Genomic DNA, 26,940 nt, shown 5'->3' on the forward strand with positions numbered 1-26,940 from the left:
ATCGAGCAACTCGTCCGCGTTCAGACGCCGTGCGCCGGGTTAGGCCTGCTGGCGACGACGCAGGAACAGGGCGCCGGCTCCCGCGGCCAGTAGCGCCAAGGCGCCGCCCAGCATCGGGGTGAGGAATCCGACGCCGGTACTGGCCAGGGTCGCCCCTGAGCCAGCCGCGACCACCGTGAAGGCGATCTCGGCGCTGTCACCGTTGGCGGCGGTCACCACGATGCGGTGCGCGCCGGCTTCCGTGTTCGCCGGGATGGTGACCTGGCTGGCGTAGGCGCCATCCGCAGCGCTCGTGATCGTGGCGAGGCGCAGCGGGGTGGAGTGCAGCGTCACCGTGAGTGCGGTGTTGGCCGCGAAGCCGCGCCCGGAGATGCCGACGGCGCTGCCCGCGGTGACCCGCAGGTCGGCGTCGCCCAGCACCACGGAAGGTGCGGTGCCGGTGTTGGTCGGTGCGGGGGACGGTACGGCTGTGCCGGTCGGGGTGGGGGTCGGCGACACGGTCGGAGTTGCCGTCGGGGTCGCGGTCGGCACGGTGGTCGGGGTCGCGGTCGGCACGGTGGTGGGCGTCGCGGTGGGCGTCGCGGTCGGCTCCGCAGTCGGCGGAACGGTCGGCTCGGTCGTGGGCGGGACGGTGGGAGTGCCGGTCGGAGTGCCGGTCGGCGTCGGGTCCGGCGTCGGTGCCACGAGACCGAAGACATCAGCCGCCGTGCCCAGCTTGAGGAACACGGTCTCGCCGGTGGCGTCCTTCAGGCCGTCGTTGTCGGTGACCGCGTAGACGTTCTTGTCGGCGCCGATGGTGAGGCCCTCGAGCTTCTCCTGGGTCCAGCCGTTGGTGGCCTGGAGGTCGGGCAGCACGTCGTAGGCCAGCTTCTTGGGCAGGATCGGCAGCGTGCCTGCAGCCGGGTCGGTAGACGGCACGGTGACCGTGTAGATGCGCTTGACGGCCGCGGCCGGGCCGTTGAGCTTGTCCCGCTCGATCACGGCGAGGGTGTTCTCGTCCACGGCCACGATTTCGGACAGGCCCATCCAGTCGCTTCCTCCGGCGTCGGCCTCCAGCTGGTAACCGAACCAGGTCCAGGTCTTCTCGGTCACGTCGTACCGGCCGATGCGGGTCACGCCATTGCCGTCCACCGTGGCGGTGGGGTCGGCCGGGTCGGTCCACAGCGGGCGCTGGATCGCGACATAGAGCTGCTCGTTTCCGGCCGCATCCGTCGTCGCGGTGACGCCCTCGTAACCCCACTTGGAGATGTGCGCGGAGATGTCGGAGGGCAGGGCCACGGTCTCCTGAACGGCACCGGCGGCATCCGTGCGGTACAGCAGGTTGCCGGCACCGGTGACGCCCTCGGCGGCGAGCCAGAAGCCGCCCTGCTCGCGGGCGTGCAGGCCCTCGATGTCGAAGACGGCCGGCTTGCCGTTCTCGGTGACGACCAGGCTGGAGTCGATGCGCGCGGGGGTTTTCGTGACGTCGACCGTGAAGATGGTGCTGGGCGAGAGGGCCGAGTCGCTGGCCGTGTAGATTCGCTCGGTGTCGCCGGGCTTGGCGCTCAGCGCGCCGAGCGCCTGCCAGCCGATCGGCAGGCCCGCGACGTCGTTGGAGACGATGCTCGGCTGGCCCGCCGTGCTGCCGCCGTCGCCGAGCTCGTATAGGGCGACGGATGCGCGCACGCCGACGCTCGCGTCGTCGGTCTCGCTCGAGGCGACCAGCAGGTTGCGGCTGGGCACGGCGAGCAGGCCCTCGGGCCCGTTGGTGGCGAAGACCATCTGCTGGTAGACCGGGTTCACCGGGTCGGTGAGGTCGTAGACGGCCACGAAGTTGCTGCGCTCGGAGGCGACGAATCCGTAGCGGGTGCCGTCGATGGTGGAGACCATCAGGCCCTCGGGTTCGCTGCCCTTCTTGTCGGCACGGCTGTCGGCGTAGAGGCCGCCGGCCACGGCGAGGTGCTCGAAGGAGTTGCCGGCATCCCAAGCCACGGCGCCCGTCGTGGCGTCGAAGATGGTCCAGCCTCGGCTGCCGCCCTTCCAGTCGCCCTCGTTGGCGGTGGCCAGGTGAGTGTCGTCCACCCAGGCGATGGAGTCGGGTTCGCGCGGAACGTTGGTGATCGTGCCGGTGAGGTTGATCACCTTGTCTTTCTTGGTGTCGATACCGGTCACGGTGGCGGTGCCGGCGCTGAAGACCTTGGTGATGGCCTTGCTGGGCAGGTCGACGAGCACGATGCCGTTGTTCTCCTGCAGGGTGACCGCCAGCTGGTTCGCGCTGTTGATGGTCACGTATTCGGGCTCGGGGTCCGTGGGCGAGTCGAGGCCGGCCGCCGTGAACGAGGGCAGCGCCGAGCCGTCGGAGGCCACGAAAGGAACCGGGGTGCTCACCCAGGTGGTGGGGTCGGCGTTGAGGTCGATCACCTGAACGAACCCGGCGGGCAGCTGGGGCAGGTCGCCCTTCTTGCCGCCGGTCGGGGTGGCCGACTCGTCGCGCTGGTTCTCGATGGCGATGGCCGCGTAGGCGTGGTCTTTGCTGATGGCGATCGAGTCGGGCTGGCCGGCCAGGTCGATGCTCGTGACCAGGGTGCGGTCGCTGATGCGGATGACGTCGAGGCGGCCGGAGGGCGAGACGAAGTCGCCGCCGCTCTCGTCGATGACGACGAGCACGAAGTCGCCGTACACGGCGACCGAGGTGGGCTGGTCGTCGGCGTGGCCGAGGTCGGCCAGGGAGATGCTGCCGGCGCCGACGGGCTTGTTCACATCGGAGATGTCGAGGAAGCCGATGCGCTTGCCCGGGGCATCCGTGTAGATGACGGTCTTGCCGTCGTCGGTGACGCCGGAGATCTCGGCGGCGGTGGTGTCGGCCGGGCTGACGCCGGCGGGCGCGTTGAGGTAGACCGGGTACGTGGCGGTGCGGTGGAACGCCGAGGTGGTCGGGGCAGGAGCCGCGGCGAGCGCCGGGGCGACGACCACGCAGCTGGCCATGACAGCGGCCGCGGCGATGAAGGTGATGCGGCGGGCTGGTCTCGAAAATGTCATGGGTTCCCTTGTCGCGAGCGTTACCTGTGCGAGTTCACAGGTACTCGTCGAGCGTGCTGGTCGCCGGGAACGTCGGGGTGGCCTGGGAGGGTCCGAGAGGCGACGGCAAGATGTACGACAGGCAAACGGGTCTGCGCAGCGGCTATTCCGGTGCGCTGTTCGATGTGGCAGGATTCCTGCCGTGACCACTCAACCCCCACGCCGGATGCTGCTCGATACCGCCGCCCTCTATTTCCGTGCTTTCCACGGGGTGCCCGACACCGTCGTCGCGCCGGGCGGCGAGCCCGTGAACGCCGTGCGCGGACTGCTCGACATGATCGCCCGGCTCACCACCGAGTTCCAGCCCACCGAGATCGTGGCCTGCTGGGACGACGACTGGCGCCCCCAGTGGCGGGTCGATCTGATCCCCACCTACAAGACCCACCGGGTGGCCGCTGCGCCCGCCGATGCCGATCCGGCGACGGATGCCGCCACCGCGATCGAGACCGTGCCCGACCTGCTCAGCCCGCAGGTGCCGGTCATCCGTGAGGTGCTCGCCGCGCTCGGCATCCCGGTGGTCGGCGCCGCGCACCACGAGGCCGATGACGTGATCGGCACTCTGGCCTCGCACTCCGAGATCCCGGTGGATGTGGTCACCGGCGACCGCGACCTGTTCCAGCTCGTCGATGACAGCCGCGACGTGCGGGTGATCTACACCGGCCGTGGCATGGCCCGGCTGGAGCTTCTCACGGATGCGTCGTTGACGGCCAAGACCGGGGTCACCCCGGCGCAGTACGCCGACTTCGCGGCCATGCGCGGCGACGCGTCCGATGGGCTGCCCGGTGTGGCCGGGGTGGGCGAGAAGACCGCGGCGACGCTGCTGGCCGAGTTCGGTGACCTCGACGGTATCGTCGCGGCGGCGGCAGACCCCGAGGTGAAGCTGAGCGCGTCGGTGCGGGCGAAGATCGTGGCGGCCGCGGACTACCTGCTTGTGGCACCGAAGGTCGTGAATGTGGTGCGCGACCTGGAGTTGCCGGCGTTCGACGCCCGCATCCGCCCGGCGACGCCCGAGCAACTGGCCGACCTCGAGCGCCTCGACGCCCGCTGGGGCCTGGGTTCCTCCCTCACCCGAGCCCGCGAGGCCCTCGCCGCCTCCTCCTCCTCCTCCTCCCGCGAACTGTGACTTAAGCACCGGAATTCCGGGATTTTCGGGGCTTTACTCACAGTTCGCGGATGCGTGTGCCGGGTGTACCCGGCGGCGGGAGACACCGCGGGAGACATATCGGGACCGTCTCGAAAACTCTCTACGGTGTCGCAACAGCCACGCCGGTTGGCTGGTGTGTACCGGCGATGTGAACGCCGTTTCTCACCAGAAGGACACCACCATGAAACTGCTTCCCACCCACCTGTCCCGTACTCTGGCCGGCTTCGCGGCCACGGCAGCGATTCTGGTCACCCTTGCGGGATGCTCCGCGCCGGCCGAAACCAACGGTCCTACCAGCGCATCCGGCGGAGACGGAGCGGTCAGCGACGCAGCGTTCCAGGCCGCTCGTGACGCCTACGACCTCAAGCTGGCGCAGTGCCTGCGCGACAAGGGGCTGGACGTGAAGGATCCGGAGCCCGGTCAGGGGATCCAGGAGAGCAGCCCCGAGATCAACGAGGCCGCTTCCACCTGCATGACGGAGATCGGCGATCCGCCCACCTTCGCATCGTCGATGAGTGACGCTGAGGCCCTCACTCTTCACCTCAAGTGGGCGGACTGCTTCCGGAAGGCCGGTTTCGGCGTCACCGAGCCCACCAGCGGCCAGGCCTTCGTGATCCCCAACGACGCCTCGGACGAGGTCGTGGCGGCCTGCACGGATCTGACCCTGTGAACGACATCTCCGATGAGAACGCTGCTCCCGTGCCAAACGCACCGGTGACGACTCGCCGCGGCAGGCGCCGCTGGGGAGTCGCAACCGCCGGCGTCGCCTTCGCCGCCCTCGTCGCCGGATACGCCATCTGGGCTCCCGGCGAAAAGGACCAAGCTCCTCCGCCTCTCGCGGTATCCACGGCAGCGGTCACCACGGGCAGCATGGCATCCGAGACGAAGGTCGCCGGCGCTGTGCAGTACGCGAGCACTCTGCCGATCACCTCCGGACTGGCCGGCGTGGTCACGGAACTACCCGCTCCTGGTGCAACTCTCGGCACTGGTGCGGTCGTCTACCGAGTGGACACCCGCCCGGTCATCATGCTCTCCGGCACCGTGCCGGCCTGGCGCGACTTCTCCTCGGACATGTCCGACGGGGAGGACGTGCGCCAATTGGAGCAGAACCTCCGCGCCCTGGGTGTCTTCAGCGGCGAACCGGACAACCGTTTCACCTGGGACACGACTGTCGCCATCCGCGCCTGGCAGAAGTCTCTCGGCGTGGAGCGCACCGGCACGCTGGAGCGGTCCATGGTCCTGATCTCGGACCAGGATCTGCGGGTGGACACCGTGGAGAGCCGCGTCGGCGCGCAGGTGGACGCGGGATCCTCGCTGTACCGGGCCACGACCCGGCAACTGGTCGTGGAGGTCAACGTCAAGTCGCCCGACCGGCAGGTCGCCGTCGTCGGCGGCACCGTCACGGTGGCCCTGCCGACGGGGGTGACCGCCGACGGCATCATCGAATCCGTCGCCGCGCCGGTGAACAAGCCGGATGCCGACGGCTCGGGAAGCAGCATCGTCGTGCCCGTGCGCATCACGGTGGCCGATCAGGCCGCGGTGGCCGACCTGGCCCTGTCCGGTGTCACCGTGAGCTTTGCCGGCGCGGTGACAGACGACGTGCTCACGGTTCCGGTGGATGCCCTCGTTCCGATCAGCGACACCCAGTTCGCCGTCGAGGTGCCCCGGAAGAATCCCGATGCCGAACGCACGCTCATCCCCGTCACCGTGGGTGAGTTCGCATCGGGGCTGGTGGAAATCTCCGGCGCGAAGATCGTCGACGGGCTGTCCGTCGTGGTGCCCGCGCGATGACGGCGCTGATCCAGCTCACGGATGTGGTTCGCAGCTACGGCTCCCCGCCCGTCACGGCCCTCGCGGGCGTGAACCTGACCATCGAGGAGGGTGAGTTCGTCGCCATCGTCGGGGCCAGCGGGTCGGGTAAGTCGACGCTTCTCAACCTCATCGGCACTCTTGACCGGCCCACCGCGGGCAGCATCCGTATCGGCGGCCTGGACACCGGCACTCTCTCCGACGCCGAGCTCTCCGCACTGCGCTCGAGGCGCATCGGGTTCGTCTTCCAGCAGTTCCACCTGCGGGACGGCGTCACCGCTCTGGAGAATGTCGCCGACGGCCTCCTCTATACCGGCACCCCGCGTGAAGAACGCCGGGAGCGCGCCCGGACCGCACTGGAGCGGGTGGGGTTGAGCCACCGGCTCACTCATCTGCCGCACCAACTGTCCGGCGGTGAACGGCAACGCGTGGCGATCGCCCGAGCGGTGATCGGCGATCCGCCGCTCCTGCTGGCCGACGAGCCCACCGGCAACCTCGACTCAAGTTCCGGCGAGAGCATCGTCGAACTCCTGCATTCCCTTCACACCCTGGGCACCAGCATCGTCGTGATCACCCACGACGTGGCTCTCGCGGCCCGCCTGCCTCGACGGGTAGCGATCCGCGATGGCGTTGTCCTCTCCGATTCCAGTTCCGGAGCCCTCGTATGAGCGCGTCACGCTTTCGCCGGTCCACCCACCAACCGCCTGCCACCGCCCGCTCCCGGCTGCGCCCGGCCGACCTGCTCGCACTCGGCTCGTCGGGGCTGCGCGCCAAGCCGGCACGCGCCATCCTCTCGGCGTTGGGGATCGCCATCGGTGTGGCCGCCATGGTGGCCGTTCTCGGCATCTCGGCTTCCAGCCAGGCCGGCCTGAACGCCCGGCTCACCGCCCTCGGCACCAACCTGTTGACCGCCACCGTCGCCCCTCCATCGTCGGGCGATCCGATCCCGCTGCCGGTGAACGCAACCGCCCGTCTCGCCCGTCTGCCCGGGATCGAGGACACATCCGCTATCGCCGATCTGCCGGACGTGCACGTATACCGCAGCTCGTACAGCGATCCCGACCGCACCGGCGGGCTCACGGTCACCGCCGCCGAACTGAATCTGCTCGACACCGTCGCCGGCAGCGTGCGGGCCGGGGGCTGGTTGAATCGCACCACCGCCGCGTTCCCCACCACGGTGCTGGGCGCCACCGCGGCCATGCGCCTCGGGGTCACCGAACCCGGCACCCTCGTCTGGCTCGGCGGGCAGAACACCACTGTCGTCGGCATCCTCGATCCCGTTTCTCTGGCGCCCGAGCTGGATGTCGCAGCCCTCATCGGCGTACCCGTCGCCACCGTCGAGCACGCGTTTGCGGGCAACCCGACGAAGCTCTATCAACGAGTTGATGACTCCGCCGTCGAGCAGGTGCGCGCGCTCATCGGCCCCGCGGTGCAACCGGCCGCACCGGCCGCCGTGGCGGTGTCACGCCCCTCGGATGCCCTCGCCGCCATAAACGCCGTCGACGAGAGCTTCACCGGCATGCTGGTCGGCATCGGATCGATTGCCCTCCTCGTGGGCGCCATCGGGGTGGCCAACACCATGGTCATCTCGGTTATCGAACGACGACGTGAGATCGGCCTCCGGCGCGCCCTCGGGGCCACCCGCCGCCACATTAGGCTGCAGTTCCTCACCGAGGCCCTCGTGCTCTCCGCGATGGGCGGGGTCGCCGGCGCCGGAATCGGGTACATCGTGACCTGGGGTGTCGCCCTGGCGAGCGGCTGGCCACCGGTCGTGCCGCCCCTGGTGCTGATCGTCGGTGCCGCATCCACTCTCGTGGTCGGGGCCGTCGCGGGGCTCTACCCGGCCATCCGTGCTGCCCGAACCCCGCCGACGGCCGCCCTGAACAGCTGACCCGCCCCTCCCCCTCGCGAACTGTGACTTAAGCACCTAAATCCCGGGATTTCCGGGGCTTAACTCACGGTTCGCGGGACCTCCTGGGCCCGACGAGACGGGGTTCCGTACACTCGGATGCATGTCCCCGATGAACGCAGAGTACGAGATCCGTCGGTTTGAGCCGGCAGCACCCGGCGAGCCCGGATACCCCGAAGCGACAGCCTGGGATAGCGCGGTGTCGTTCGGCTTCCATGAGGAACGCAGCACCGACGAGCGCGTTCAGGAGTCCATCGCCAGGAGCCGTGTGGACGGCGCCGTCTACACGGGTGCCTACCAAACCGGGCAGCCGGCCCCGTACTCGCTGGGCAGCGAGGTGCCGGTGGCCACGTTCGGGTCCCAGCCGAGCACACTCAACATCGGCTTCGGCAGGTTGCTGGATGCGCATCTCATCACCGGCGTCACCGTGCGCACCTCGCACCGGCGTCGCGGGCTGCTCCGCCGGATGATGACCGAGGATCTCACCCTGGCCAAGGGCAACGGCATCGCGATCGCCGCACTTACAGCGTCGGAAGCCTCGATCTACGGTCGGTTCGGCTTCGGCGTGGCCACCACGGAGCAGAGCATCACGGTCGACACCTCCGCGAAGTTCCAGCTCAACAACACTCCGGTGGGAACCGTGGAGGTCGCCGACCCCACAGTGCTTCTGGAGCTGGCCCCGCAGGTCTTCGCCCGGCTGCACAACGAACAGCCGGGGTCCATCGGTCGGCAGGAGTTCTACCGTCAGCTGGCCGCCGGGGCGACGAGCCGCGAGGGCGGCCCCGACGCCAAGGTGAAAGCGGCGCTGCACTATGCGCTTGATGGCACCGTCGACGGCTACGTGTCCTACCGATTCGGCGGCTGGGACAAGACGCCCGCAACCATGGAGATCGTTGATCTGGTGGCGGCCACCCCGGCCGCTTACCTGGAGCTCTGGCAGTATCTGGCTGCCATCGACCTGGTGGAGCGCATCACCTGGAACGAGGCGCCGGTGGACAACCCGCTCACCTGGGCCCTGACCGACCCGCGCTGCGTCGCCGCGGCCAACCCCCGAGACCTACTCTGGCTGCGCATCCTCGATGTGCGTCAGGCGTTGGAAGCGCGCGCCTTCGCCGCCGACGGCACGCTGGTGCTCCGGGTCGCAGACGGCCTGGGGCTCACCGCGGGCACGTTCACGATCGAGGTGCGCGATGGAGCCGCACAGGTGAGCGCATCCACCGCGGCACCCGACCTCGAACTGGATATCACCGCGCTGTCGTCGATCTACCTGGGCGCGGTGAACCCGGTCTCGCTGGCGGCGGCGGGCCGGGTGCAGGAGCACACCGAGGGCGCGGCGTTCCTGGCCGCGAGGCTCTTCGCCCTCGAGCGCCCCGCGCACTGCCTGACGCACTTCTAGAACGGCGCTGCGGCGCTGGTGGGACGGAAAAATCGGGGATTCGTCACGCCTCTGACGCAAGCCTGGAGATACGTCCAGGGTGCTTGAAATCCGTGTTCTGCTGCATAAGGCTGGTCAGATTCGCCCCAGCCGGGCACGCCTGACAATCCGGCCCGAACGCACCAAGAAGAGGACCCCGTGAAAGCACTTACCTGGCAGAACACCAAAAAGGTCGAGGTCAAGACCGTCGCCGATCCCGTCATCCAGAAGCCCACGGATGTGGTCATCCGCGTCACCTCCGCCGCCATTTGTGGTTCTGACCTGCACCTGTTCAACGTGATGGGGCCTTTCCTGGCCCAGGATGACGTGCTCGGCCACGAGACCATGGGCGTCGTGGAGCAGGTCGGCGGCGAGGTCAGCAAGCTGAGCGTGGGCGACCGCGTGGTCATCCCCTTCGTGATTGCCTGCGGCGACTGCTTCATGTGCAACCAGGGACTCACCTCCCAGTGCGAGACCACCCAGAACCGTGACTCCGGTACCGGAGCAAGCCTCTACGGATTCAGCGAGCTCTACGGCTCGGTTCCCGGTGGCCAGGCCGAGAAGCTGCGCGTGCCGTACGCCGACTTCAACGCGGTCAAGGTCGGCGCCGACCTGCCCGACGAGCGCTACCTGTTCCTCAGCGACATCCTGCCCACGGCCTGGCAGGGGGTGCAGTACGCGGACGTGCCCGAGGGTGGAACCCTTGCCGTTCTGGGTCTCGGCCCGGTCGGTCAGTTCGCCAGCCGCATCGGCGTGCACCTGGGCTTCCGCGTGCTCGGCGTCGACCCGGAGCCCGAGCGCCGCGAAATGGCGGCCCGCCACGGCGTGGAGGTCTTCGACCTCGACGACGACCTGCTCGCCACCCTGCGCGAAGCCACCGATGGCCGCGGACCGGATTCCGTGGTCGACGCCGTCGGCATGGAGGCACACGGAAACCCTGGAGCATCCTTCGTGCAGCAGGCGGCCGGTCTGTTGCCGGATGCCGTGGCCAAGAAGGTCTTCACCACGGTGGGCGTCGACCGCCTCGCCGCCCTGCACATGGCGCTCGACCTCGTGCGCCGCGGCGGAACCGTCTCTGTGAGCGGCGTGTACTCGGGGGTCGCCGACCCGATGCCGCTGATGAACATGTTCGACAAGCAGATCCAGCTGCGGATGGGCCAGTGCAACGTGCAGCGCTGGATCGACGACCTGCTCCCCCTGGTCGAGGACCCGGCCGACCCGCTCGGTGTCGAAGACCTCGTCACCCACGAGGTGCCGTTGGACCGCGCCCCGGAGATGTACGAGACCTTCAGCGCCAAGGACGACGGCTGTATCAAGGTCGTACTCAAGCCCTAGCGGCACTTTGCCCCTGATGCCGAGCGGCCTCAGAATCCCGAGACCGCTCGGCATTTCCCTCCCGCGAACTGTGACTTAAGCACCGGTAAATCGGGATTTTGGGTGCTTAACTCACAGTTCGCGGATGCGTGTGTCGGGTGCCTTTGTGGACCGCTCGAATGTCAGTGGTAGGTGAGACGATCTCACTATGAGTAGCCCAGACCAGGCACCACCGCCCACCCCGGACGATGACGACTACTCTCCGGAGTCCGCTCCACCTGGCACCGCCCCGACCGCCGTGACCCCAACCGCTGCAACCCCGACCGCACCCGCCGCGCCAGCATCGCCCGACGATGGGCCAGCTGAGCCCGACGCACCGCCCAAGCCCGCCGCGGCTGCCGACCTGCCCGTGCCGGCACATCCGGCCGACCTCGTCGAGCTGGCTGAGGGCGCCACTCCGGCCCCTCCCGGCGAGCCCACCGAGTCTGCCGAGCCCACCGAGGGCAGCAAGGCCACCGACCGAGCCGAGCCCGTCGAGCCGACGCCGCCCGATGAACCGGCGGTGCCAGACGAGGACGAGCCCTACGCGCCTAACGTGGCTCGGGATGAGTTCGTGCGCACCGAGTTGACCCGCCGCACCGAACTGGTCGCGGCCGAGGCGCGCCTCATCGCCCAAGCGCAGGCCCGGCAGGCCGAGCACCTCGCTGACCTGCAGTGCTGGAGCGAGGACCCGCACGTCTCCTCCCGCCTGCACAACGACCCGGACAGCATCCGGACGGCCGACCGGAACACGGCGACCCTGACCGTGTACCAAGCCCGCGCCGCCGCGTACTCCCGGTGGGAGGACGGGGAGGTGGCCCGCCGCACCATCGTGAGCGAACTCGCCTGCCTGCTCAAGCTCGCCGAACGGGCCGTGGAGCGACTGCTGGACCAGTCCCTCTGGTTGCTCTCGACCCCTGCCGCGTTTCAGGCTCTCTCCGCCGGTGAGATCAGCTACCGCCACGCGACCGTGCTCATCGACCAGATGCGCACCCTCCCGGACGAGGACCAGGCCGCGTTTGTGGAAGCGGTCCTCCCGGCCGCGAGGGCATTGCCCGTGGGACGCTTCAACGACAGAGCCCGCCGGGTGCGGGAGCGACAGCACCCGGAGTCGATCGCGACACGCAACAAGAACGCTTTCGCCGACCGCCGCAGCTACTGGGAAGCCGCACCCGACGGGATGGGCTGGCTGCACTGGTACGGCACCGCCCACGACACCAAAGCCGCCTACGACCGCATCGACTCGATGGCCGTCAGCTTGAAAAGACCGACAACTCAACCGCAGCGGATGCGACAGCAGGCGCGAACACGGGCCCGGGCATTAGTTTGGGCACGGCCGCGATGAGGGACGAGGAAGAGAAACGGCGCACTCGCGACCAGTTGCGCGCCGACATCACCCGTGCCCTGCTGTTGGACGGCATCACCCCCGACGGGATGGGCGCCGGGATCCGCGGCAAGGTCATGATCACCGTTCCCGTCCTCACCCTCCTGGGCCTGGACGACGAACCCGCCACCCTCGAAGGCTACGGACCCATCTCACCCGAGACCGCCCGCGAGATCGCCGGAAACGCACCGGGCTTCACCCGGCTGCTCACCCACCCGGAGTCCGGGGTCGTGCTCTCCTTGGGCAAAACCCAGTACAAGAAAACCAAAGCCATGGGCAAGTGGCTCCGGATACGCGACGAAACCTGCCGCTTCCCCGGCTGCTCCCGCCCCGCGGTCAAGAGCGACGTGGACCACACCGACCCCTGGGCCGGCGACGGACTCACCGACAGCGACAACCTCGCTCACCTCTGTGAACCCCACCACCGACTCAAACACCTCTCCCAGTGGCGAGTCACCCAGGAGCCCGGCGGGATTCTGCTCTGGACATCCCCCGGACAACGCAGCTACCGCACCGACCCCGCCAACCCCGTGGCACCACCGCGGCCCCTGCCCCCGACCACCGGCACGAAGACCCGGACACGCCCCGCCGGCGACAGCTACCTGCAACCCACGCGCCGCCCCGCAGCCCCGGTCCCCGAAAACCCACCGTTCTGACAGGGACTGAAGGTGAGCGCGGCAACGTGAACACGAAGGCGCGAGGGCGCAAGAGCGGCCAAGTGGTCACCTCAGAATAGTGAGGTGACCAAAAGACCGCCTTCGCGAGAATGTGCGGTGCGATTACTCGCTCCTGGAAAGCTCCCACGAGTCGGCATCCCGTGGGTGGCGCCACTCCTGACGTGTTGCCGCATCGTGAGTGACCTCACACAGCCAGTGGGTGGCGTCCGGGTCCCATCCGGCGAGCACGGTTGACCGCTCGTCGTCGACGGGAATGGCGACGCCGGCCGTGGCGAGGTAACCCGCGACCGACAGATGTACGGCATCGAAGTCGCGCTGCACCTGCGCCCAGTTGGGGAGAACCCATGTGCCCGCACGCCCCGTCGTGAGGTACCAGACCTGCCGCCGGGCTGCCGTGACCTGCAGCGGGTATCGACGGTTCAGCTCTGCCCACGCGTCGGGACCGTCGATCTCGTAGACCCGGGCGCCGTCGGGCACACGCACCCGCTGGGTCGTGGCGTCCTCCCAGCCAAGCCCGTCCTCCACGAACGACAGTCCCACGGGAACCCCGCCGGGCAGCATCCCGGGTCGATTTCGTCAGCGCGTTAGGCGGTTTCGACCACCAAGGACCGCCGAAATTAGCCGCGGGATCCGCCGGCCAGTCTCGCTGTGCCAGCGCTTCCTCCACAGTCTGAGCGGTCTCCCACGCCCCGAGGGCCTCCCGGGCGGTGCGCACAGGCACAGGTGCCGAGCCGGTCGTATCGACGAAGCTGACCGCCCACTGCTCGCGCCGGTCCACGGGCTCCGCCCACCAGGCGGCTGCGGGCAGAGCGGCAACGGATGCGGCCACTCGCGCGAGCCCCGCGCGCATCTCCGGCGAAGCGGCCAGCACATCCTCCCCATCCGGATCCTGCCAATACATGGCCCGGTCGACGGCAGTCTGGAGCGCGAGCAACAGGGTGCGTTCGTCGCAGGAGGGCAACGGCACGTCATCGAGCAACCGCGCCACCTCCTGCGGCGACGGCGCGGGCGGCGGCCCGGTCCGTTCATCCACGCCCGGCCCAAAGAGCACCCGCGACGTCCCGCGCCCCGGGTCGAGGCCGTAGACGGCGTAAAACGCGGCCGACCGGAGCGCCTCGGTAGCCGCGCTCTCGGAGGTGCGCTGGCTGAGCGCCAGCTCGAGACACAACCGCCGCCCGCGCGGGCCGCCCAGCAGGTCGTCGGCGCTCAGCCCCATGGGCTCAGGCCTGCCGGTCGAGCACCACGTAGGTGTACGCGGCGATCGTCGCCGCATCCACAATCTCGCCTTCGCGGATCATGCGCACGAAGTCGGCCTCGCTGAACCAGCGGTGCACCATGTCCTGCTCGGTGCTCTCACGCTCCGGGGCGCCCTCGGTGAGCGAGGTGGCCAGGTAGAGATCGCACCCCTGGCTGCTGTGGCCGTAGGCACTGTAGAAGTGCGCAAGGTGGCGCACATCCGCGGCCCGCAAACCGGTCTCCTCCTGCAGCTCCGCCCGGGCCAAGTCCTCCTGGCTGCCGCCCTTGTCGTCCGGCCACGAACCCTGCGGAAACTCCCACGCCCGGCGCCCCACCGGGTAGCGGAACTGCTCCACCAGCCAGAAGCCGCCGTCGGAATACGGCACGACAATGGCGAAGTCGGGCTTGTCGACCACCCCGTAGAGACCCGTCGAGCCGTCCTCCCTGCGCACGACGTCCTCGCGCACGGTCATCCAGGCATTGCGGTAAGCCTCCCGCGTTGACAGGGCTTCGATCATGGGCACCGCCTTTCGGTCCCATCCAACCACGCCCCGCTGGCGCGCTACTCGGAACGCAGCCCGTAACTGAGGATGGTGTTGCCCGCGCTGGTCACCCGGGAGTTCTGCAGGCTGAGCCGGGTGACGGGGTCGGTGGGTTCGAAGAGATGCCGGCCCTGCCCCGCGATCACCGGGTGCATCATGAGGGTCAGCGAGTCCAGCAGCCCGGCGAACAGAAGTTGCCGCACCAGCGAGATACTGGCCATGACGCTGATCTCGCCGCCCTCGGTCTGCTTGAGCGCGGTGACGAAGTCTTCCAGCGGCGCATCCATCAGCCGGGAGTTCTGCCACTCGAGATCGCCGGTGAGCGTGCGGGACGCGACGAACTTCTGCACCGGGTTGATGAAACCGCCGAACGCATCGTCGACACCGGCGCTCGGCCAGTAGCCCGACCACTCCTGATAGCCCGTTCGCCCGAGCAAGACCGTGTCGACGCGACTCATCACCGCGCCCATCTCCTCGCCCATCTCGGCATCGAAGCTGTCGAACTGCCAGAAGTTCGGCGACTCCACCACTCCGTCAACGGAGTAGAAGAGGCCTGCAGTGAGTGTGCGCATAACGGACTCCAATTCGGCGAGGCTGATCGGTTCACCCTCCCATCGAACCGTGTGGGAGACAAGACATCCCGGGTCTCAAGACGTTCGCTCTTGCCGATTTAGCAAGTCAACTCGCCTCTCGCGCATTGCTCTGCCATGCTCGGCCAAGACCGCACTGCCCCGGACGCGTGGCCGACCAAGAAAGAGACCCGCAACTATGCACTCGTTCGACAAGGCCTACTGGGAAGAGCACTGGGACCAGGCTTCTCCGCTCAGCGGCAGCACGCCCGCGAATCCGTACGTGCTCGCTCAGACCCACGATCTGCCCCGGGGCCGAGCGCTGGATGCCGGCTGCGGCACGGGCGCCGAGGCACTGGTACTGGCCGCCGACGGGTGGCAGGTCACCGGCGCCGACATCTCCGCCGCCGCTCTGGCGGTGGCCGCCGACCGCACCCACGTGGAAGACCTGTCGGGCTCGGTGACCTGGCTCGAGGCGGATCTGACCCACTGGACCCCGATGGAGAGCTGGGATCTGGTCATGACCAACTACGCGCATCCGGCCATGCCTCAGCTCGCGTTCTACGACCACATCGCCACCTGGGTGGCTCCCGGAGGAACCCTCCTTATCGTCGGGCACCTGCACGAACCCGCTCCTGCTCCGAGCGCCGCCGCAGCCGAGCACGACCACCACCCGCCCCACGAGGCCACGGTCACCCTCGCGGACATCATCGCCGGCTTTGACACCGCCCTCTGGACCGTCGACGCGGGCGAAACCCACACCCGCTCGATGGGCGGTCACGGCGTGCAGTTGCGGGATGTCGTCGTGCGCGCCACCCGCCGTGCTGTCACCATTCTCGCGTCGCCGCCAGCTCATCCATGAGCGCATAGCTCCCCGCACCCAGCCAGGAGTCGATCTGGACGGGGAATGCGCCTGCCCGCTCAGCCGGCCGCTCGACGCCAGCCGAGCTCGTCGACGCCGAGTCGAAGCACGTCTGATCGAGCAGCTTCGAGCGCCGCGGACACCGCACCAGTCGCAACCGCGGATGCGCCCAGCAGCGACTGCCTCAGATCAGGAGTCGGGAGGTCCAACTCCGTCGGCAGGCGCGTACGCGCCACCTCGAGAACCTCGGCGAGCCCATCCGCTACGGCGCCCGAAACGATCACACGTTCGGGATCGTAGAGGCTGACGAAGACCGCCGTGACGCGGGCCAACAAGGCGCCGGCCCGTTCAACGAGCCCTCTCGACCACGCGTCTCCCTCCCGGGCCAGATCAAGCACGGCACGCCCATCGAGACGGTCGGCGGGCACCTCGGTCAGGGGATGCCCCGGTGGGATCTGCCCCGACTCGGCGGCCTGCACCACCCAGTCGGTGAGTTTCAGGCCGATCCCCGTGGCCGACTCGACGCCGAAAACAAAGTCGAACGCCTTCATCTCACCGACACCGCCGTGAGCGCCCCGCAGCAGATGCCCGTCGATCACAACGCCGGCGCCCAAGCGGTCTCCGGCCAGCAGAACCACGAAATTCTCCAGCCCCACGGCTGCTCCTGTCGCACCCTCCGCCACCGCGGCGAGGGAGGCATCGTTTTCCAGGCGCACAATCGGCACCCACTGCTCAAGCAGCTCGCGCAGGTCCGGGTTCATTCGGCGCCAGAAGCCGTCGCGTTGCTCGGGGATCTGCCGCGTGAGTCCACCGGGGCCGGCACCCCGATACACGCGGCGAGCACCTCGGTGCGAGAACGCCCCGCTGCCAGCAGGGCGGAGTCGATGGCCGCAACCACGGCAGCTCGGCGCACCTGTGGGTCTTCCTTCTGGGCGCCCAGCTCAACGATTTCTTGAGCGAGCACCTTTCCTCGCAGGTCGGCCACCGTTGTGGTGAGGTGCGATCGACCGGCATCCATACCGATGACCACGGCGGCTTCGGGCCGCAGCTCGAATCGGCGCGCCGGGCGCCCCTTGCTGTATTGGCCGACGGCGCGGGCGTTCGGTAGCTCGCGCAGCAGACCGAAATTGATGAGTTCGTCGAGGGCGGCGATGGCTGTCGATCGAGTGAGTCCGGTCGCCTCCATGGCATCGGTACTCACGAATGCCTCTGCGTCCCAGGCGAAGTCGAGCATGGCGTGCAAACTGGCGCGTGACTCGGGGACTGCGTTCAACATTCTGAGTAGACCTCTTGACTCTCATATTCCTTTGTTGCATTATTGTCGCAGTTCAATTGATTTGATAGCTAAATCTAATAGTCGAACTAATTCCTCATAACCAATGACGGTTTTTGAAAGGACGATGACGTGCCCCGAACCACTCGCCGCACACCCCGGATGCTGGCGGCCTCCCTCAGTCTCCTGTTGGCCGGTGCCGCGCTCACCGGTTGCGCGGCAGGCGATGCTCCAGCGACTGTGAGCTTTCACCTCAGCAAACCCGAGGCGATCCCGTACTTCCGGGAACTCATCACGGAGTACAACGCCTCCCAGGACGACGTCAGAGTTGTGCTCGATTCGTCGTCGAATCTGCAGGCCGGATTCCTTCGTGGCAACCCGCCCGACCTGGGGCTGCTCAACTACAACATGGAGATGGCCCGCTTCATGGAGCGTGGCGCTCTGAGCGACCTATCCGACATGCCCGAGGCCGACCGCATCCTTCCCGAGGTGCAAGATCTTGTCGGCCAGTACGCCAACTATCCCGGCCGCACCAGCGTGCTGCCGTACTCCGTGATGGCGGCATCCGTCATTTACAACACGGAGATGTTCGAGGAGCAGGGCCTGGAGGTGCCCGAGACCTACGACGAGCTGATCGCCGTGTGCGACCAGCTCGTGGCCGCTGGGATCACGCCGTTCTACGGCACCTTCAAGGATCCGTGGACCGTGGCGCAGGGCTGGTTCGATTACACGGTCGGCGGCGAGGTCGACGTGGCCGACTTCTACGCCCAGATGAACGACTTAGGCACCGAGGTAGGCCCCGACTCCCCGGTCTCGTTCCAGAGGACGTTCGCTGACCCGGTGGATCGCATGAAGCTACTCATCGACAACTATGCGAATGCGGATGCGGCGAGCAAGGGATACGGCGACGGCAACCTCGCCTTCGCCAATGGAGAAGCGGCCATGTACTTGCAGGGCCCGTGGGCGCTCGGCGAGATCGCGAAGACCTCCCCCGACCTGGAACTCGGCACCTTCCCGCTGCCCATGACCGACGACCCGGACGACCTCGAGGTGCGGGTGAACATCGACCTCGCCGCGTGGATCCCGGAGGCATCCGACCAGAAGGAAGGCGCCCGCGAATTCCTGAGCTACCTCTTTCAACAAGACGTGATGGATGCCTACAACTCGGCTCAGCTCGGCTACGGCACCACGACCGATGCTGCGCCGGTCACCGACCCGCGCATCGTCGGCATGAAGGAGTACTACGAGGCCGCCGACTTCTACCAGGGCGCGTCACGAGCGATCCCACTCACCATTCCCACTGAGAACTACCTGCAGGGCATCGCCCTGGGCAGCAGCGTGGAGAGCACCCTCAAAACCCTCGACGCCGACTGGGCGCGACTAGCGCTCCGCCGCTAGCCGACAGATAAGGAACTGGCCATGACAACGACGACTGTGCCCCGCCGCCCGAGGCGCAAGGTTGAAGGCATCTACTACGCCTTCCTGGTGCCGAGCCTTCTGCTCTTCACTCTCGCTATCACGGTGCCGGCCATCATCGGCATTTTCTTCAGCTTCACCAACTCGATCGGTTTCGGCGAGTGGGAGATCGTTGGGCTGATCAACTACATCGCGATGTTCTCCGATCCCGCCATCCTGTCGAGCTACCTCTTCACCTTCGGCTTCGCCGCCGTCACCGTGGTGCTCGTGAATGCGATCGCTTTTCTCCTCGCGGTCGGCCTGACGGCGAAGATCAGGCTGAAGACAGCGCTCCGCACGGTATTCGTGATCCCCATGGTGGTGTCGGGCATCATCATCGCCTACGTCTTCAACTTTCTCTTCTCCAATTCGCTCCCGGCGTTCGGGCAAGCGACCGGAATCGGCGTGCTGAGCGAGAGCATCCTCGCCAACCCGGACCTGGCCTGGATCGGTATCGTCATCGTCACCGCCTGGCAGGCGATCCCCGGCACACTGCTCATCTACATCGCGGGGCTTCTGGCCGTGCCCGGGGACGTCTACGAGGCCGCCGATCTGGACGGCGCGACCAAGTGGCAGCAGCTGCTGCGGATCACCCTTCCGCTCGTGGTGGGGTACGTGATCATCAACGTGCTGCTTGGCTTCAAGAACTTTCTCAACGCCTACGACGTGATTGTCGGCCTCACCAACGGCGGTCCGGGAACCGCCACCCGCAGCATCCCGATGACCATCGTCACGGGCTTCACCGGAGGTGACTACGCCTACCAGATGGCCAACGCAACGATGTTCTTCGTCATCGTCGTGGTCATCTCACTGCTCCAGCTCCGGATCACGCGTGGAAGGAACGCAATCTAATGTCAATGCAACCGGCCCTCATCGTCGAGGGCGCCGACGCCACCGCCACACTCGAGACCGGCCAAGCACGCCGCCAGCCGGCCCGCACTTCCCGGAGCCGCGGCAACAAGCCCAGCATGTCCCTCATGATCGTGCTGCTTCTGTGCGCCATCACGGTCGTCGTGCCGCTCTACGTGACCATCTCGATGGCGTTCAAGACCCAGGCACAAGCGGTCGACGGCAATGCCTTCTCGCTTCCTGCCCCGTTCAGTGTGGAGGGATTCGTCACCGCCTGGAACCTCACGAACTTCCCCGCAGCATTCGGCGTTTCCGTGATGATCACGGCGGGGACCGTCATCGGAACGGTCATCCTCGGCGCTCTGGCCTCGTACGCGATCTCCCGCAACTGGGAACGCAAACTGTTTCGCTATTCGTTCTTCTACCTCCTGGCGGCGATGTTCATCCCTTTCCCGGTGGTGGCGCTTCCGCAGATTCAGTTGACCGGGTTGCTCGGGCTCGACAACCCCGTCGGGGTCACGATCCTGCACATCATGTTCCAGCTGAGCTTCAGCATCCTGCTGTTCACGGCGTTCCTCCGCTCGATCCCCGCCGAACTGGAAGAAAGCGCTCGCCTGGACGGCGCCACCACCTGGCAGACCTTCTGGCGACTGATCTTCCCCCTGCTGGCACCGATGAGTGCCACGGTCGGCATCTTCGCCTTCCTGGCCTCCTGGAACGACTTCATGATGCCGTCGCTGATCACCTCCAACCCTGCGCTGCAGACGCTGCCGGTGGTGCAGAGCATCTTCCAGACCCAGTTCAGCAACAACTACAACGTGTCCTTCGCCTCGTACCTGATGGCGATGGCTCCCGCCATCATCGTCTACCTCTTCACCCAGCGCTGGGTGATGGAAGGCGTCACCCAGGGCGCGGTGAAGGGCTGACGGCCCGCGCTGAACAATCCCCATCAGTCCTCGACCACCCCTCGACCACAAGGAGATCCATTCCCGTGAGCATTGTCGACGTTGCACAGGCGCCCGCCCAGCATCCGATCACCGAACCAGCACCCTGGTGGCGCCAGGCCGCCGTTTACCAGATCTATCCCCGCAGCTTTGCCGACGCCAACGGCGACGGCCTGGGTGACATCCCCGGCATCACCGCCAAGGCCGACTACCTGCAGGAGCTCGGCATCGACGCGGTGTGGCTGAGCCCGTTCTACCCGTCGGCGCTGGCGGACGGCGGATACGACGTGGCCGATTACCGAGACGTCGATCCGCGACTGGGCACCCTGGCCGACTTCGACCGGATGCTCGACGCCCTGCACGCGCGCGGCATCCGTGTCGTCGTCGACATCGTGCCCAATCACACCTCTGATCAGCACGTCTGGTTCCAGGAAGCACTGGCCGCAGGCCGCGCATCAGCCGCCCGCGAACGCTACATCTTCCGCGAGGGCAGCGGACCGGACGGCTCGCTTCCGCCCACGGACTGGGTCGCCGCGTTCGGCGGGTCGTCCTGGGAACGAGTCGCCGACGGCCAGTGGTACCTGCACAACTTCGCCATCGAGCAGCCGGACCTCAACTGGGCCAACCCCGAGGTGCACGCGGACTTCCTGGCCACCCTGCGGTTCTGGTCGGACCGCGGTGTGGACGGGTTCCGGATCGATGTGGCCCACATGCTCACCAAGGACCTCACCGAGCCGTTGCCGTCGCAGGCGCAGCTGGATGCGCTCCCCAAGGACGGCATGCATCCCATGATCGACCGTGACGATGTGCACGAGATCTACGCCGAGTGGCGCACGGTGTTCAACTCTTACGACCCGCCGCGCACGGCGGTGGCGGAGGCCTGGGTGGACAAGGCGCGGGTGCCGCTCTATGCCAGCCCCACGGGCCTCGGCCAGGCCTTCAACTTCGACCTGCTCGAGGCGGACTTCGACGCCGGCCAGTTTGAGACCGTGGTGCGCGACAACCTCACCCTGGCCGAGACCTCGGGTTCGTCGAGCACCTGGGTGCTGTCGAACCACGATGTCGTGCGGCACGCGACCCGGTACGGGCTCCCGCAGCCCGAGCGTGACGCCTCGGGGCGTCCGGCCCGCAAGCACGGTGTGGACTGGGTGATCTCCGGCGGGGTATCGCCGGTGCTCGATCGGCCGGCCGGTGAGCGCCGCGCGCGCGCCGCGACCCTGTTCATGCTGGGCCTGCCTGGCTCCAGCTACCTGTACCAGGGCGAGGAACTGAGCCTGCACGAAGTCGCCGAGATCCCGGCCGACCAGAGGCAGGACCCCACCTTCTTCCGCAGCGCCGGCACCGACCTCGGGCGCGACGGCTGCCGCGTTCCCCTCCCGTGGGAATCCGGAGCCGCATCCGCGTTCGGCTTCGGCGCCGGCGGGTCGCACCTGCCCCAGCCGGCGTGGTTCGCGGACTACTCGGTGGCCGCCCAGAGCGACGACCCGACCTCGTCGCTCGAGCTCTACCGCCAAGCCCTCGCGCTGCGGCGCACCCTGCAGACCGACGAACACCTGGAGTGGGTTCCCACCGGCCGTGCCGATGTTCTGCACTACCGTCGGCCCAGCGGGTGGGAGATCGTGACCAACTTCGGCACCGAGCCGTACCCACTCGACCGCTCCGATGTGATGCTGGCCAGCCGCACGCTCGAGGCGGGAGCGCTGCCGGGCGAGGCCACGGTGTGGCTCGGGGGTCACGGGGTGGAGTGACCCCACCGTCTAGGTGATCGTGCGGGCAGGCGGTGCTCACCGTCTGCCCGCACGGTCATCGTTGGAGTGACCCTGGATGACCCGATCCGCACCCCGCCGCACCCCGCCGGGTGGCGCTGATCGCCGAGGTGCTGCAGTGGATGGAGCGCGACACCACCACCGCGGCCTGCTCGCCGCCGCCGGCGCCGCCTGGCACCTGATGGCCTTGCTCGCCTCCGACCGCGCCGCCGAAGACCTGCACACCCACATCGACGACCAAGTGAGCGTCGCCGAACTCGCCGCCATGTCGCGCTTGAGCGGCTCCCACTTCGCCGCCCTCTTCAAGAGCCGCATCGGCTACCCCGCCCTGCAATACCAAACCCAGCTCCGGATGGCCCGGGCCCGCGAACTCCTGGACACCACCGACCGATCCATCGCCCCGGTCGCCGCCGCCACCGGCTACCCCGACAGCTTCTACTTCGCCCGCCAATTCAAGAAGGTGCACGGGGTGACGCCGTTCGGGTACCGGGGGCAGCGGAAGGGGTGACCGCTTTTAGCGAGCAACACCTCGGAGGCACCAAGACATGTAAAGAATTGGGCGATTTCTTTAAACGTCACGAGATTGTGTAAGCCTGCTTAACACGTCTTCTCCCACCTTCACCATGTATCTCGCAGGCGGTGATCATCGTGTGCGCCAAGGGCAGCGGATGGCGCGAAACCCCGGCAGGCCGGTTTCCGGTGACCGCCGGCCAGGTGATCATTCTGCCGCCAGGGCAACCGCACTCATACGGCTCCAACGAAGACACCCCATGGACGCTCTGGCGGCTGCACGTGACCGGCCGCGACCTGCGCGAGTTTCTCAGTTCCTGAGCGGTCAAAGCTGTCGCCGAGTGCATGACACGCTGGCGCATGAGTCAGCCTCAAAATCAGACTCGAGGCATGGCAGCTTGATCGCTCATGGCCGAGCTCCGGTCATTGACCACGCGCAAACACATTTGACAGAAATTACCCCCGGGGTGGTTTTGCCTCTATAGTGGCATGGTGACCAACGAAGAAGCCGAGACGGCTAATAGATACGGAGACTACGCGAGTGGCCTCCGCGTCGAACGCACGCTCGCATACCTAGACTCCATTCCGGACCCCCGTCAGCGAATCCGAGAATGTGAAATTGCGTCTGAGCAAGCACGTTCCATCCAAAGCAAAATCGCCACCATTCGGCGGAAGGCCGTGTATGAATTGACGCTGCGCCCTGGCTCATCTGGTGAGTCCGTGGCCGTGGAACTAGGCGTGAGTCCAAAAGCAGTCTCGGCTGCAATCAGCGAGGCACGAAAAACAGACCTACATCTTCTTCGCGCGGCGTTGGAACTGTACCAATCCATAGCCTGGACTGACCTCTCGGGCCAGGAGATCGCCGCTGCTCATTCCACTCGAGATGTACTGTTCGCAGCTCGTACTGTTCTTCGTGCCGGGGCCACTCGACATCTGGACAACGAGTCGAATGCGACGTTCGAAATCTTGGAGGATGCCCAACGGCGCGCCACCGCTCTTGCCTCAGCGGGAAAGGTGGAAGTCCCTTCACCGCTATGGGTGCGCCGTCCCATCGGTCAGACGCCTCCCGATTACAGCAGCGTGCCATCGAAGTATCTGCCGCTAGCGCGAGTACTGAACGCCCTCCCGCAGGTGATCGGTTGGGTGGCTGACAGCAAGCTCGACGAGAGCTGGATGCTGTCCTGGCAAATTCGACCCGCAGAGCCCTACTCGACAGTATTTGACGCCGGCCCTCATCGGGATGGATGGGCCACGTCAGAATGGCTGGTTTGGCTTCTGCGTGACTACGAACGCAGTGGTTACGCCATGCACCACTACATGGCCAGCCCTCCCCCGTTCCTGAACGAACCCGGAGAATCCTTGAGTTTCGTGGTCACTTTTCCCAAACACAGCGACGAGAAAATCGTTGACCCCAACGCCCTGGCCGCCTGGGTGAAAACAACTTGGGACAAGACGGGCTACGCAACCATCACATGGCCCGAAGAGGAACACTCATGACGTTTGTCGCCTTCGTCGATGAGTCAGAGTCTCGACAAGATATTGACGCAGGCACATATATCCTCTGCGCGACAATCATGGATGAAAGGGACACCGCTTGGCGAGTAGCCCGAGTAGGTACCTCTAGTCCGTCGAAGTGGTATCGGTTTCTGGCTAGGTGGTACTGGCGGCGAGTTGTGGCCCGCCGCCAGCACGGCCGGGTGCGTTTACTCCCAGTGGTCTTTGTCGGCGCGGGCGTGATCGTCACGGAGCTTGCGCATGTCGACTCGGCCGAGGTTGATCGTTCTGGAATGGTTCGCGAGTCGGTTCACGATGGAGTCTGCTGCAACGCGGTCCGGGAGTGCTTCGACCCAGTAGCTGGGCCCGGATTGAGACGCGATTACGGTGGGCAGGCGGTGTTCTCGGTTCGCGAGGACGGCGAACAGATCGCTTGCGGCGTCGCTGTCGATGCCGACGGTGAGGAAGTCATCGATGATGAGCAGATCGACGTCGGAGAGCTCGTTGAGCAGTTTCTGGTGGGCGATGCCGTCGCTGCGGGTGATGATCAGACGCCGGGCGAGGTCGTCCATCCGCGTGTAGGTCACGGTGTGTTCGGTCAGGCAGGCGCTGATCCCGATCGCGCAGGCGAGGTAGGTTTTCCCGCCGCCGGTGGGCGAGATGATCAGCAGATTCGTAGGGTCGGTCCGCCAGGCGTGGGCGGCGTAGCGGCGCATTCGGACTCCGGTGATGCCGCGGCCGTCGCGGTAGTCGAGTTCAGCGATTGACGCGTGTGGGATCGGGAATCTGGCCTGTCGGATCAGTTTCTCGACCCGGCTGTGACGGCGCTGCTCGAGCGCGTCGTCGACCGCAGTCAGGAACAGTTGTTCCGGGGTGAGGGTGTCGTTGGTTTCGTCTTGGATGAGTTCTTCGAACCGGGTGGCGACGTGGGTCACGCGCAGGGCCCGGAACTTGTCGTAGTCGATGCCGGTGAACATCACTTGGCCTCCTCGTCGCGGGCGTAGTGGGAGGCGTCACGGACGTAAACGTCCGGGATGGTGTCGTGGAAAGTGACGGTGCTGACTCGTTTGCGCGTCGAAGCTGCCGGGGTGAGCGGGCGGGGCCGCTTGCTGTCGGTGTCGATCGCGGCCATCGTGCGTTTCAGTGTCGTATAGGTCGCGTGACCGCGCTGGTTGATCAGCTCCTGGCAGGTGGCCTCCAACCGGCCGCGGTTTCTTTTCCCGAGCCCGTCGAGGATGTTCTGGCAGTCCAAATATCCCTGCGCCTCGATGGAGTGCCGGTCGAGGATCTGCTCAATCACGCTCACTGTCGCCGGGCCGAAGGACCGCGCCCGGTCCACGAACCACCGCCTCGACCACAACCCGTCAACGTCGCGGTATTGAGCGGGAACGTGCTCGGGCAGGGTGGAGTATTGGCCCTTCCGGCCTCGCAGGCGAGCATGTTCGCAGAGGATCGTTTGACCGTCGAAGACCGTCACCCGCGACGACGTCAGCCGAACCCGCAGCAGTTGGCCCGCATAGCCAAACGGGACGGAGTACTGCTGGGAGTCGCAGCTGAGATGGTAGTTGCGGCCGACCTTGAGCTCTTTCCACTCGACTTCCTCGAACCGGTCTGCTGGCAGCGGCGCGAGGTGGGCTGCTTCTTCGGCTTCGAAGAGTTCCCACCTGGTCGTGTCGTTGGCTCGGCGGATGTCGTGGTTAATCTCCCGCACCCGCAGGATGATCTCAGCGTTGAGCTCGCTGATGCTGGTGAAGACGTCCTCGGCGAGGTAGCCGATCACGCGTTTGTTCACAACATTCACTGCTGATTCCACCGCCGCTTTATCTCGGGGCTTGCGCACCCGGGCGGGAACAACGGCCGTCCCGTAGTGGTCGGCGAGCTGCTGGTAGCGGGCGTTGACGATCCGTTCTCCATCGCCGGCGGTGCGCCGGTGGGTGGAGGTGGTGGGATTGTCGGGCACGAGGATCTGGGTCACGCCGCCAAAGAACGAGAACGCACGAACGTGAGCGTCAAGCCACGCCTCGGACTTCATATTCGTCGTGGCATGACAAAACAGGGCGCCCGAGAACGGCAACACCGCGACGAACAAATACGCCCGCGTGATCTGGCCCGTGATCGCGTCGGCCAAGTCGATCGTGTCGCCGGCCCAGTCGATCAGCATCGCCCGGCCAGGCTCGTGCTGCAGGGTCGCGACCAAATCATTCACCCGTAAGTGTTCGCCGAAGAGGTGGCAGTACTGCGCGTACCCATACTTCTTGGCCCGCCCGCCGGCGCTGACATACTTCCGCCAGCCCTGCTGCAAAGTGAAGTGCCGGTTGGCTTTCATCGACCTCAGCACCGCAGCAAAATCCGGCGCTTCGTACTCATCAGACACCCGTTTGCGACCGTCCGGGAACAACGTCTGAACGTCGGTATCGGTCATCGACTCGACGGTCCCGGCCGTGATGCCTCTCGCTGTGATCGTCTTCTTCACCGTCGACACGTCGCGCCGGGAACACCCCACGGTCTGAACGATGTCGTTATAGCTGCGGCCATCGAGCACCAGCTCCATGATCTTCCGGTAGTTGGCCATACCCACTCCTTCTAGTTCGAAGCAGTGACACCCACGTGCCACCGCTGCGTCTAGAAAAGCGGAGACTTCACACCAGTACCAACAACCCAGAACAAGGGGTACCAAGTACGTGGTGTGTAAT

General features: G+C 66.8%; 25 protein-coding genes. 17 read left to right on the forward strand and 8 right to left on the reverse strand.

Annotation, left to right across the window (positions count from 1 at the left end; all coding sequences use genetic code 11):
* Nucleotides 1–39 precede the first annotated feature (39 nt).
* Complete coding sequence (locus tag KY500_RS15730; protein WP_219901349.1) at nucleotides 40–3,018, reverse strand: esterase-like activity of phytase family protein; 2,979 nt, start codon at nucleotides 3,016–3,018, stop codon at nucleotides 40–42.
* A gap of 205 nt (nucleotides 3,019–3,223) precedes the next feature.
* On the opposite strand from KY500_RS15730, the gene KY500_RS15735 reads away from it, so the two are divergent.
* The 9 genes from KY500_RS15735 (at nucleotide 3,224) to KY500_RS15775 (ending at nucleotide 12,726) form a co-directional block, all read left to right on the forward strand.
* The gene (locus KY500_RS15735) at nucleotides 3,224–4,180 is read left to right on the forward strand and encodes a 5'-3' exonuclease (protein WP_219903482.1); all 957 of its coding nucleotides are present in this window, start codon (nucleotides 3,224–3,226) and stop codon (nucleotides 4,178–4,180) included.
* A gap of 202 nt (nucleotides 4,181–4,382) precedes the next feature.
* Nucleotides 4,383–4,871, forward strand: coding sequence for a hypothetical protein (locus KY500_RS15740; protein WP_219901350.1), 489 nt, complete (start codon nucleotides 4,383–4,385; stop codon nucleotides 4,869–4,871).
* 29 nt (nucleotides 4,872–4,900) lie between these two features.
* Complete coding sequence (locus KY500_RS15745) at nucleotides 4,901–5,992, forward strand: peptidoglycan-binding domain-containing protein (protein WP_219901351.1); 1,092 nt, start codon at nucleotides 4,901–4,903, stop codon at nucleotides 5,990–5,992.
* On the forward strand, nucleotides 5,989–6,678 hold the full coding sequence (locus KY500_RS15750; RefSeq protein WP_219901352.1) for an ABC transporter ATP-binding protein: 690 nt from the start codon (nucleotides 5,989–5,991) through the stop codon (nucleotides 6,676–6,678). The genes KY500_RS15745 and KY500_RS15750 overlap by 4 nt, the downstream gene beginning before the upstream one ends.
* On the forward strand, nucleotides 6,675–7,901 hold the full coding sequence (locus KY500_RS15755) for an ABC transporter permease (RefSeq protein ID WP_219901353.1): 1,227 nt from the start codon (nucleotides 6,675–6,677) through the stop codon (nucleotides 7,899–7,901). Before KY500_RS15750 ends, KY500_RS15755 begins: the two co-directional genes overlap by 4 nt.
* Nucleotides 7,902–8,031: 130 nt before the next feature.
* Entirely contained in the window at nucleotides 8,032–9,315 is a 1,284-nt protein-coding gene (locus tag KY500_RS15760) for a GNAT family N-acetyltransferase (protein WP_219903483.1), read from the forward strand.
* Between the two features lie 177 nt (nucleotides 9,316–9,492).
* On the forward strand, nucleotides 9,493–10,668 hold the full coding sequence (locus KY500_RS15765) for an alcohol dehydrogenase catalytic domain-containing protein (RefSeq protein WP_219901354.1): 1,176 nt from the start codon (nucleotides 9,493–9,495) through the stop codon (nucleotides 10,666–10,668).
* A 187-nt stretch (nucleotides 10,669–10,855) separates the two neighbouring features.
* Nucleotides 10,856–12,031, forward strand: a complete 1,176-nt coding sequence (locus KY500_RS15770; protein WP_219901355.1) for a DUF222 domain-containing protein — start codon at nucleotides 10,856–10,858, stop codon at nucleotides 12,029–12,031.
* The gene (locus KY500_RS15775) at nucleotides 12,028–12,726 is read left to right on the forward strand and encodes an HNH endonuclease signature motif containing protein (protein ID WP_219901356.1); all 699 of its coding nucleotides are present in this window, start codon (nucleotides 12,028–12,030) and stop codon (nucleotides 12,724–12,726) included. Before KY500_RS15770 ends, KY500_RS15775 begins: the two co-directional genes overlap by 4 nt.
* Before the next feature lie 123 nt (nucleotides 12,727–12,849).
* Here KY500_RS15775 and KY500_RS15780 read toward each other — a convergent pair whose 3' ends face one another.
* The 3 genes from KY500_RS15780 to KY500_RS15790 all read right to left on the reverse strand — a co-directional run bounded on the left by KY500_RS15780 (nucleotide 12,850) and on the right by KY500_RS15790 (nucleotide 15,097).
* On the reverse strand, nucleotides 12,850–13,308 hold the full coding sequence (locus tag KY500_RS15780) for a hypothetical protein (protein WP_219901357.1): 459 nt from the start codon (nucleotides 13,306–13,308) through the stop codon (nucleotides 12,850–12,852).
* A gap of 659 nt (nucleotides 13,309–13,967) precedes the next feature.
* Complete coding sequence (locus KY500_RS15785) at nucleotides 13,968–14,501, reverse strand: NUDIX hydrolase (protein ID WP_255579433.1); 534 nt, start codon at nucleotides 14,499–14,501, stop codon at nucleotides 13,968–13,970.
* Nucleotides 14,502–14,545: 44 nt separating this feature from the next.
* A complete protein-coding gene (locus tag KY500_RS15790; protein WP_219901359.1) occupies nucleotides 14,546–15,097 on the reverse strand; it encodes a dihydrofolate reductase family protein in 552 nt (183 codons plus the stop codon).
* A gap of 196 nt (nucleotides 15,098–15,293) precedes the next feature.
* Here KY500_RS15790 and KY500_RS15795 point away from each other — a divergent pair, with 196 nt between their 5' ends.
* Nucleotides 15,294–15,956, forward strand: a complete 663-nt coding sequence (locus KY500_RS15795) for a trans-aconitate 2-methyltransferase (protein ID WP_219901360.1) — start codon at nucleotides 15,294–15,296, stop codon at nucleotides 15,954–15,956.
* Between the two features lie 59 nt (nucleotides 15,957–16,015).
* On the opposite strand, the gene KY500_RS19495 is transcribed toward KY500_RS15795, so the two are convergent.
* Entirely contained in the window at nucleotides 16,016–16,717 is a 702-nt protein-coding gene (locus tag KY500_RS19495; RefSeq protein WP_255579436.1) for an ROK family protein, read from the reverse strand.
* Nucleotides 16,714–17,232 (reverse strand): hypothetical protein, encoded by a 519-nt coding sequence (locus KY500_RS19500; RefSeq protein WP_255579438.1) that lies wholly within the window; start codon nucleotides 17,230–17,232, stop codon nucleotides 16,714–16,716. Before KY500_RS19500 ends, KY500_RS19495 begins: the two co-directional genes overlap by 4 nt.
* 159 nt (nucleotides 17,233–17,391) lie before the next feature.
* Between KY500_RS19500 and KY500_RS15805 the strand changes: the two genes are divergently transcribed.
* From KY500_RS15805 to KY500_RS15835, 7 genes are all read left to right on the forward strand, one after another.
* Complete coding sequence (locus tag KY500_RS15805; protein ID WP_219903484.1) at nucleotides 17,392–18,627, forward strand: ABC transporter substrate-binding protein; 1,236 nt, start codon at nucleotides 17,392–17,394, stop codon at nucleotides 18,625–18,627.
* 21 nt (nucleotides 18,628–18,648) lie between these two features.
* Entirely contained in the window at nucleotides 18,649–19,536 is an 888-nt protein-coding gene (locus KY500_RS15810) for a carbohydrate ABC transporter permease (RefSeq protein WP_219901361.1), read from the forward strand.
* On the forward strand, nucleotides 19,536–20,459 hold the full coding sequence (locus KY500_RS15815; RefSeq protein ID WP_219901362.1) for a carbohydrate ABC transporter permease: 924 nt from the start codon (nucleotides 19,536–19,538) through the stop codon (nucleotides 20,457–20,459). Before KY500_RS15810 ends, KY500_RS15815 begins: the two co-directional genes overlap by 1 nt.
* Before the next feature lie 65 nt (nucleotides 20,460–20,524).
* Nucleotides 20,525–22,225 carry an alpha-amylase family glycosyl hydrolase gene (locus tag KY500_RS15820; protein ID WP_255579439.1) on the forward strand — a complete coding sequence of 567 codons (1,701 nt, stop codon included), beginning with the start codon at nucleotides 20,525–20,527 and terminating at the stop codon, nucleotides 22,223–22,225.
* Between the two features lie 136 nt (nucleotides 22,226–22,361).
* Nucleotides 22,362–22,751, forward strand: a complete 390-nt coding sequence (locus tag KY500_RS15825) for a helix-turn-helix domain-containing protein (RefSeq protein WP_219901363.1) — start codon at nucleotides 22,362–22,364, stop codon at nucleotides 22,749–22,751.
* A gap of 131 nt (nucleotides 22,752–22,882) precedes the next feature.
* Nucleotides 22,883–23,074 (forward strand): AraC family ligand binding domain-containing protein, encoded by a 192-nt coding sequence (locus KY500_RS15830; protein ID WP_219901364.1) that lies wholly within the window; start codon nucleotides 22,883–22,885, stop codon nucleotides 23,072–23,074.
* Between the two features lie 171 nt (nucleotides 23,075–23,245).
* A complete protein-coding gene (locus KY500_RS15835; RefSeq protein WP_219901365.1) occupies nucleotides 23,246–24,250 on the forward strand; it encodes a hypothetical protein in 1,005 nt (334 codons plus the stop codon).
* Nucleotides 24,251–24,456: 206 nt separating this feature from the next.
* On the opposite strand, the gene KY500_RS15840 is transcribed toward KY500_RS15835, so the two are convergent.
* Nucleotides 24,457–25,224, reverse strand: a complete 768-nt coding sequence (locus KY500_RS15840) for an ATP-binding protein (RefSeq protein WP_219903281.1) — start codon at nucleotides 25,222–25,224, stop codon at nucleotides 24,457–24,459.
* The gene (gene istA / locus KY500_RS15845; protein ID WP_255579440.1) at nucleotides 25,224–26,819 is read right to left on the reverse strand and encodes an IS21 family transposase; all 1,596 of its coding nucleotides are present in this window, start codon (nucleotides 26,817–26,819) and stop codon (nucleotides 25,224–25,226) included. Before istA ends, KY500_RS15840 begins: the two co-directional genes overlap by 1 nt.
* Nucleotides 26,820–26,940: the final 121 nt, after the last annotated feature.

The sequence above is a fragment of the Cryobacterium sp. PAMC25264 genome, from assembly GCF_019443325.1.
GTDB lineage: Bacteria > Actinomycetota > Actinomycetes > Actinomycetales > Microbacteriaceae > Cryobacterium.

Bases quoted from the DNA above. Each gene is read 5' to 3' on its own strand.
- istA (WP_255579440.1), bottom strand. From the start codon at position 26,819: ATGGCCAACTACCGGAAGATCATGGAGCTGGTGCTCGATGGCCGCAGC.
- KY500_RS15730 (WP_219901349.1), bottom strand. From the start codon at position 3,018: ATGACATTTTCGAGACCAGCCCGCCGCATCACCTTCATCGCCGCGGCC.
- KY500_RS15770 (WP_219901355.1), top strand. From the start codon at position 10,856: ATGAGTAGCCCAGACCAGGCACCACCGCCCACCCCGGACGATGACGAC.
- KY500_RS15805 (WP_219903484.1), top strand. From the start codon at position 17,392: ATGCTGGCGGCCTCCCTCAGTCTCCTGTTGGCCGGTGCCGCGCTCACC.
- KY500_RS15790 (WP_219901359.1), bottom strand. From the start codon at position 15,097: ATGCGCACACTCACTGCAGGCCTCTTCTACTCCGTTGACGGAGTGGTG.
- KY500_RS15735 (WP_219903482.1), top strand. From the start codon at position 3,224: ATGCTGCTCGATACCGCCGCCCTCTATTTCCGTGCTTTCCACGGGGTG.
- KY500_RS15760 (WP_219903483.1), top strand. From the start codon at position 8,032: ATGAACGCAGAGTACGAGATCCGTCGGTTTGAGCCGGCAGCACCCGGC.
- KY500_RS15815 (WP_219901362.1), top strand. From the start codon at position 19,536: ATGTCAATGCAACCGGCCCTCATCGTCGAGGGCGCCGACGCCACCGCC.
- KY500_RS15810 (WP_219901361.1), top strand. From the start codon at position 18,649: ATGACAACGACGACTGTGCCCCGCCGCCCGAGGCGCAAGGTTGAAGGC.
- KY500_RS15840 (WP_219903281.1), bottom strand. From the start codon at position 25,224: ATGTTCACCGGCATCGACTACGACAAGTTCCGGGCCCTGCGCGTGACC.
- KY500_RS15780 (WP_219901357.1), bottom strand. From the start codon at position 13,308: ATGCTGCCCGGCGGGGTTCCCGTGGGACTGTCGTTCGTGGAGGACGGG.
- KY500_RS15740 (WP_219901350.1), top strand. From the start codon at position 4,383: ATGAAACTGCTTCCCACCCACCTGTCCCGTACTCTGGCCGGCTTCGCG.
- KY500_RS15785 (WP_255579433.1), bottom strand. From the start codon at position 14,501: ATGATCGAAGCCCTGTCAACGCGGGAGGCTTACCGCAATGCCTGGATG.
- KY500_RS15775 (WP_219901356.1), top strand. From the start codon at position 12,028: ATGAGGGACGAGGAAGAGAAACGGCGCACTCGCGACCAGTTGCGCGCC.
- KY500_RS19495 (WP_255579436.1), bottom strand. From the start codon at position 16,717: ATGAACCCGGACCTGCGCGAGCTGCTTGAGCAGTGGGTGCCGATTGTG.
- KY500_RS15755 (WP_219901353.1), top strand. From the start codon at position 6,675: ATGAGCGCGTCACGCTTTCGCCGGTCCACCCACCAACCGCCTGCCACC.
- KY500_RS15750 (WP_219901352.1), top strand. From the start codon at position 5,989: ATGACGGCGCTGATCCAGCTCACGGATGTGGTTCGCAGCTACGGCTCC.
- KY500_RS15795 (WP_219901360.1), top strand. From the start codon at position 15,294: ATGCACTCGTTCGACAAGGCCTACTGGGAAGAGCACTGGGACCAGGCT.
- KY500_RS19500 (WP_255579438.1), bottom strand. From the start codon at position 17,232: ATGTTGAACGCAGTCCCCGAGTCACGCGCCAGTTTGCACGCCATGCTC.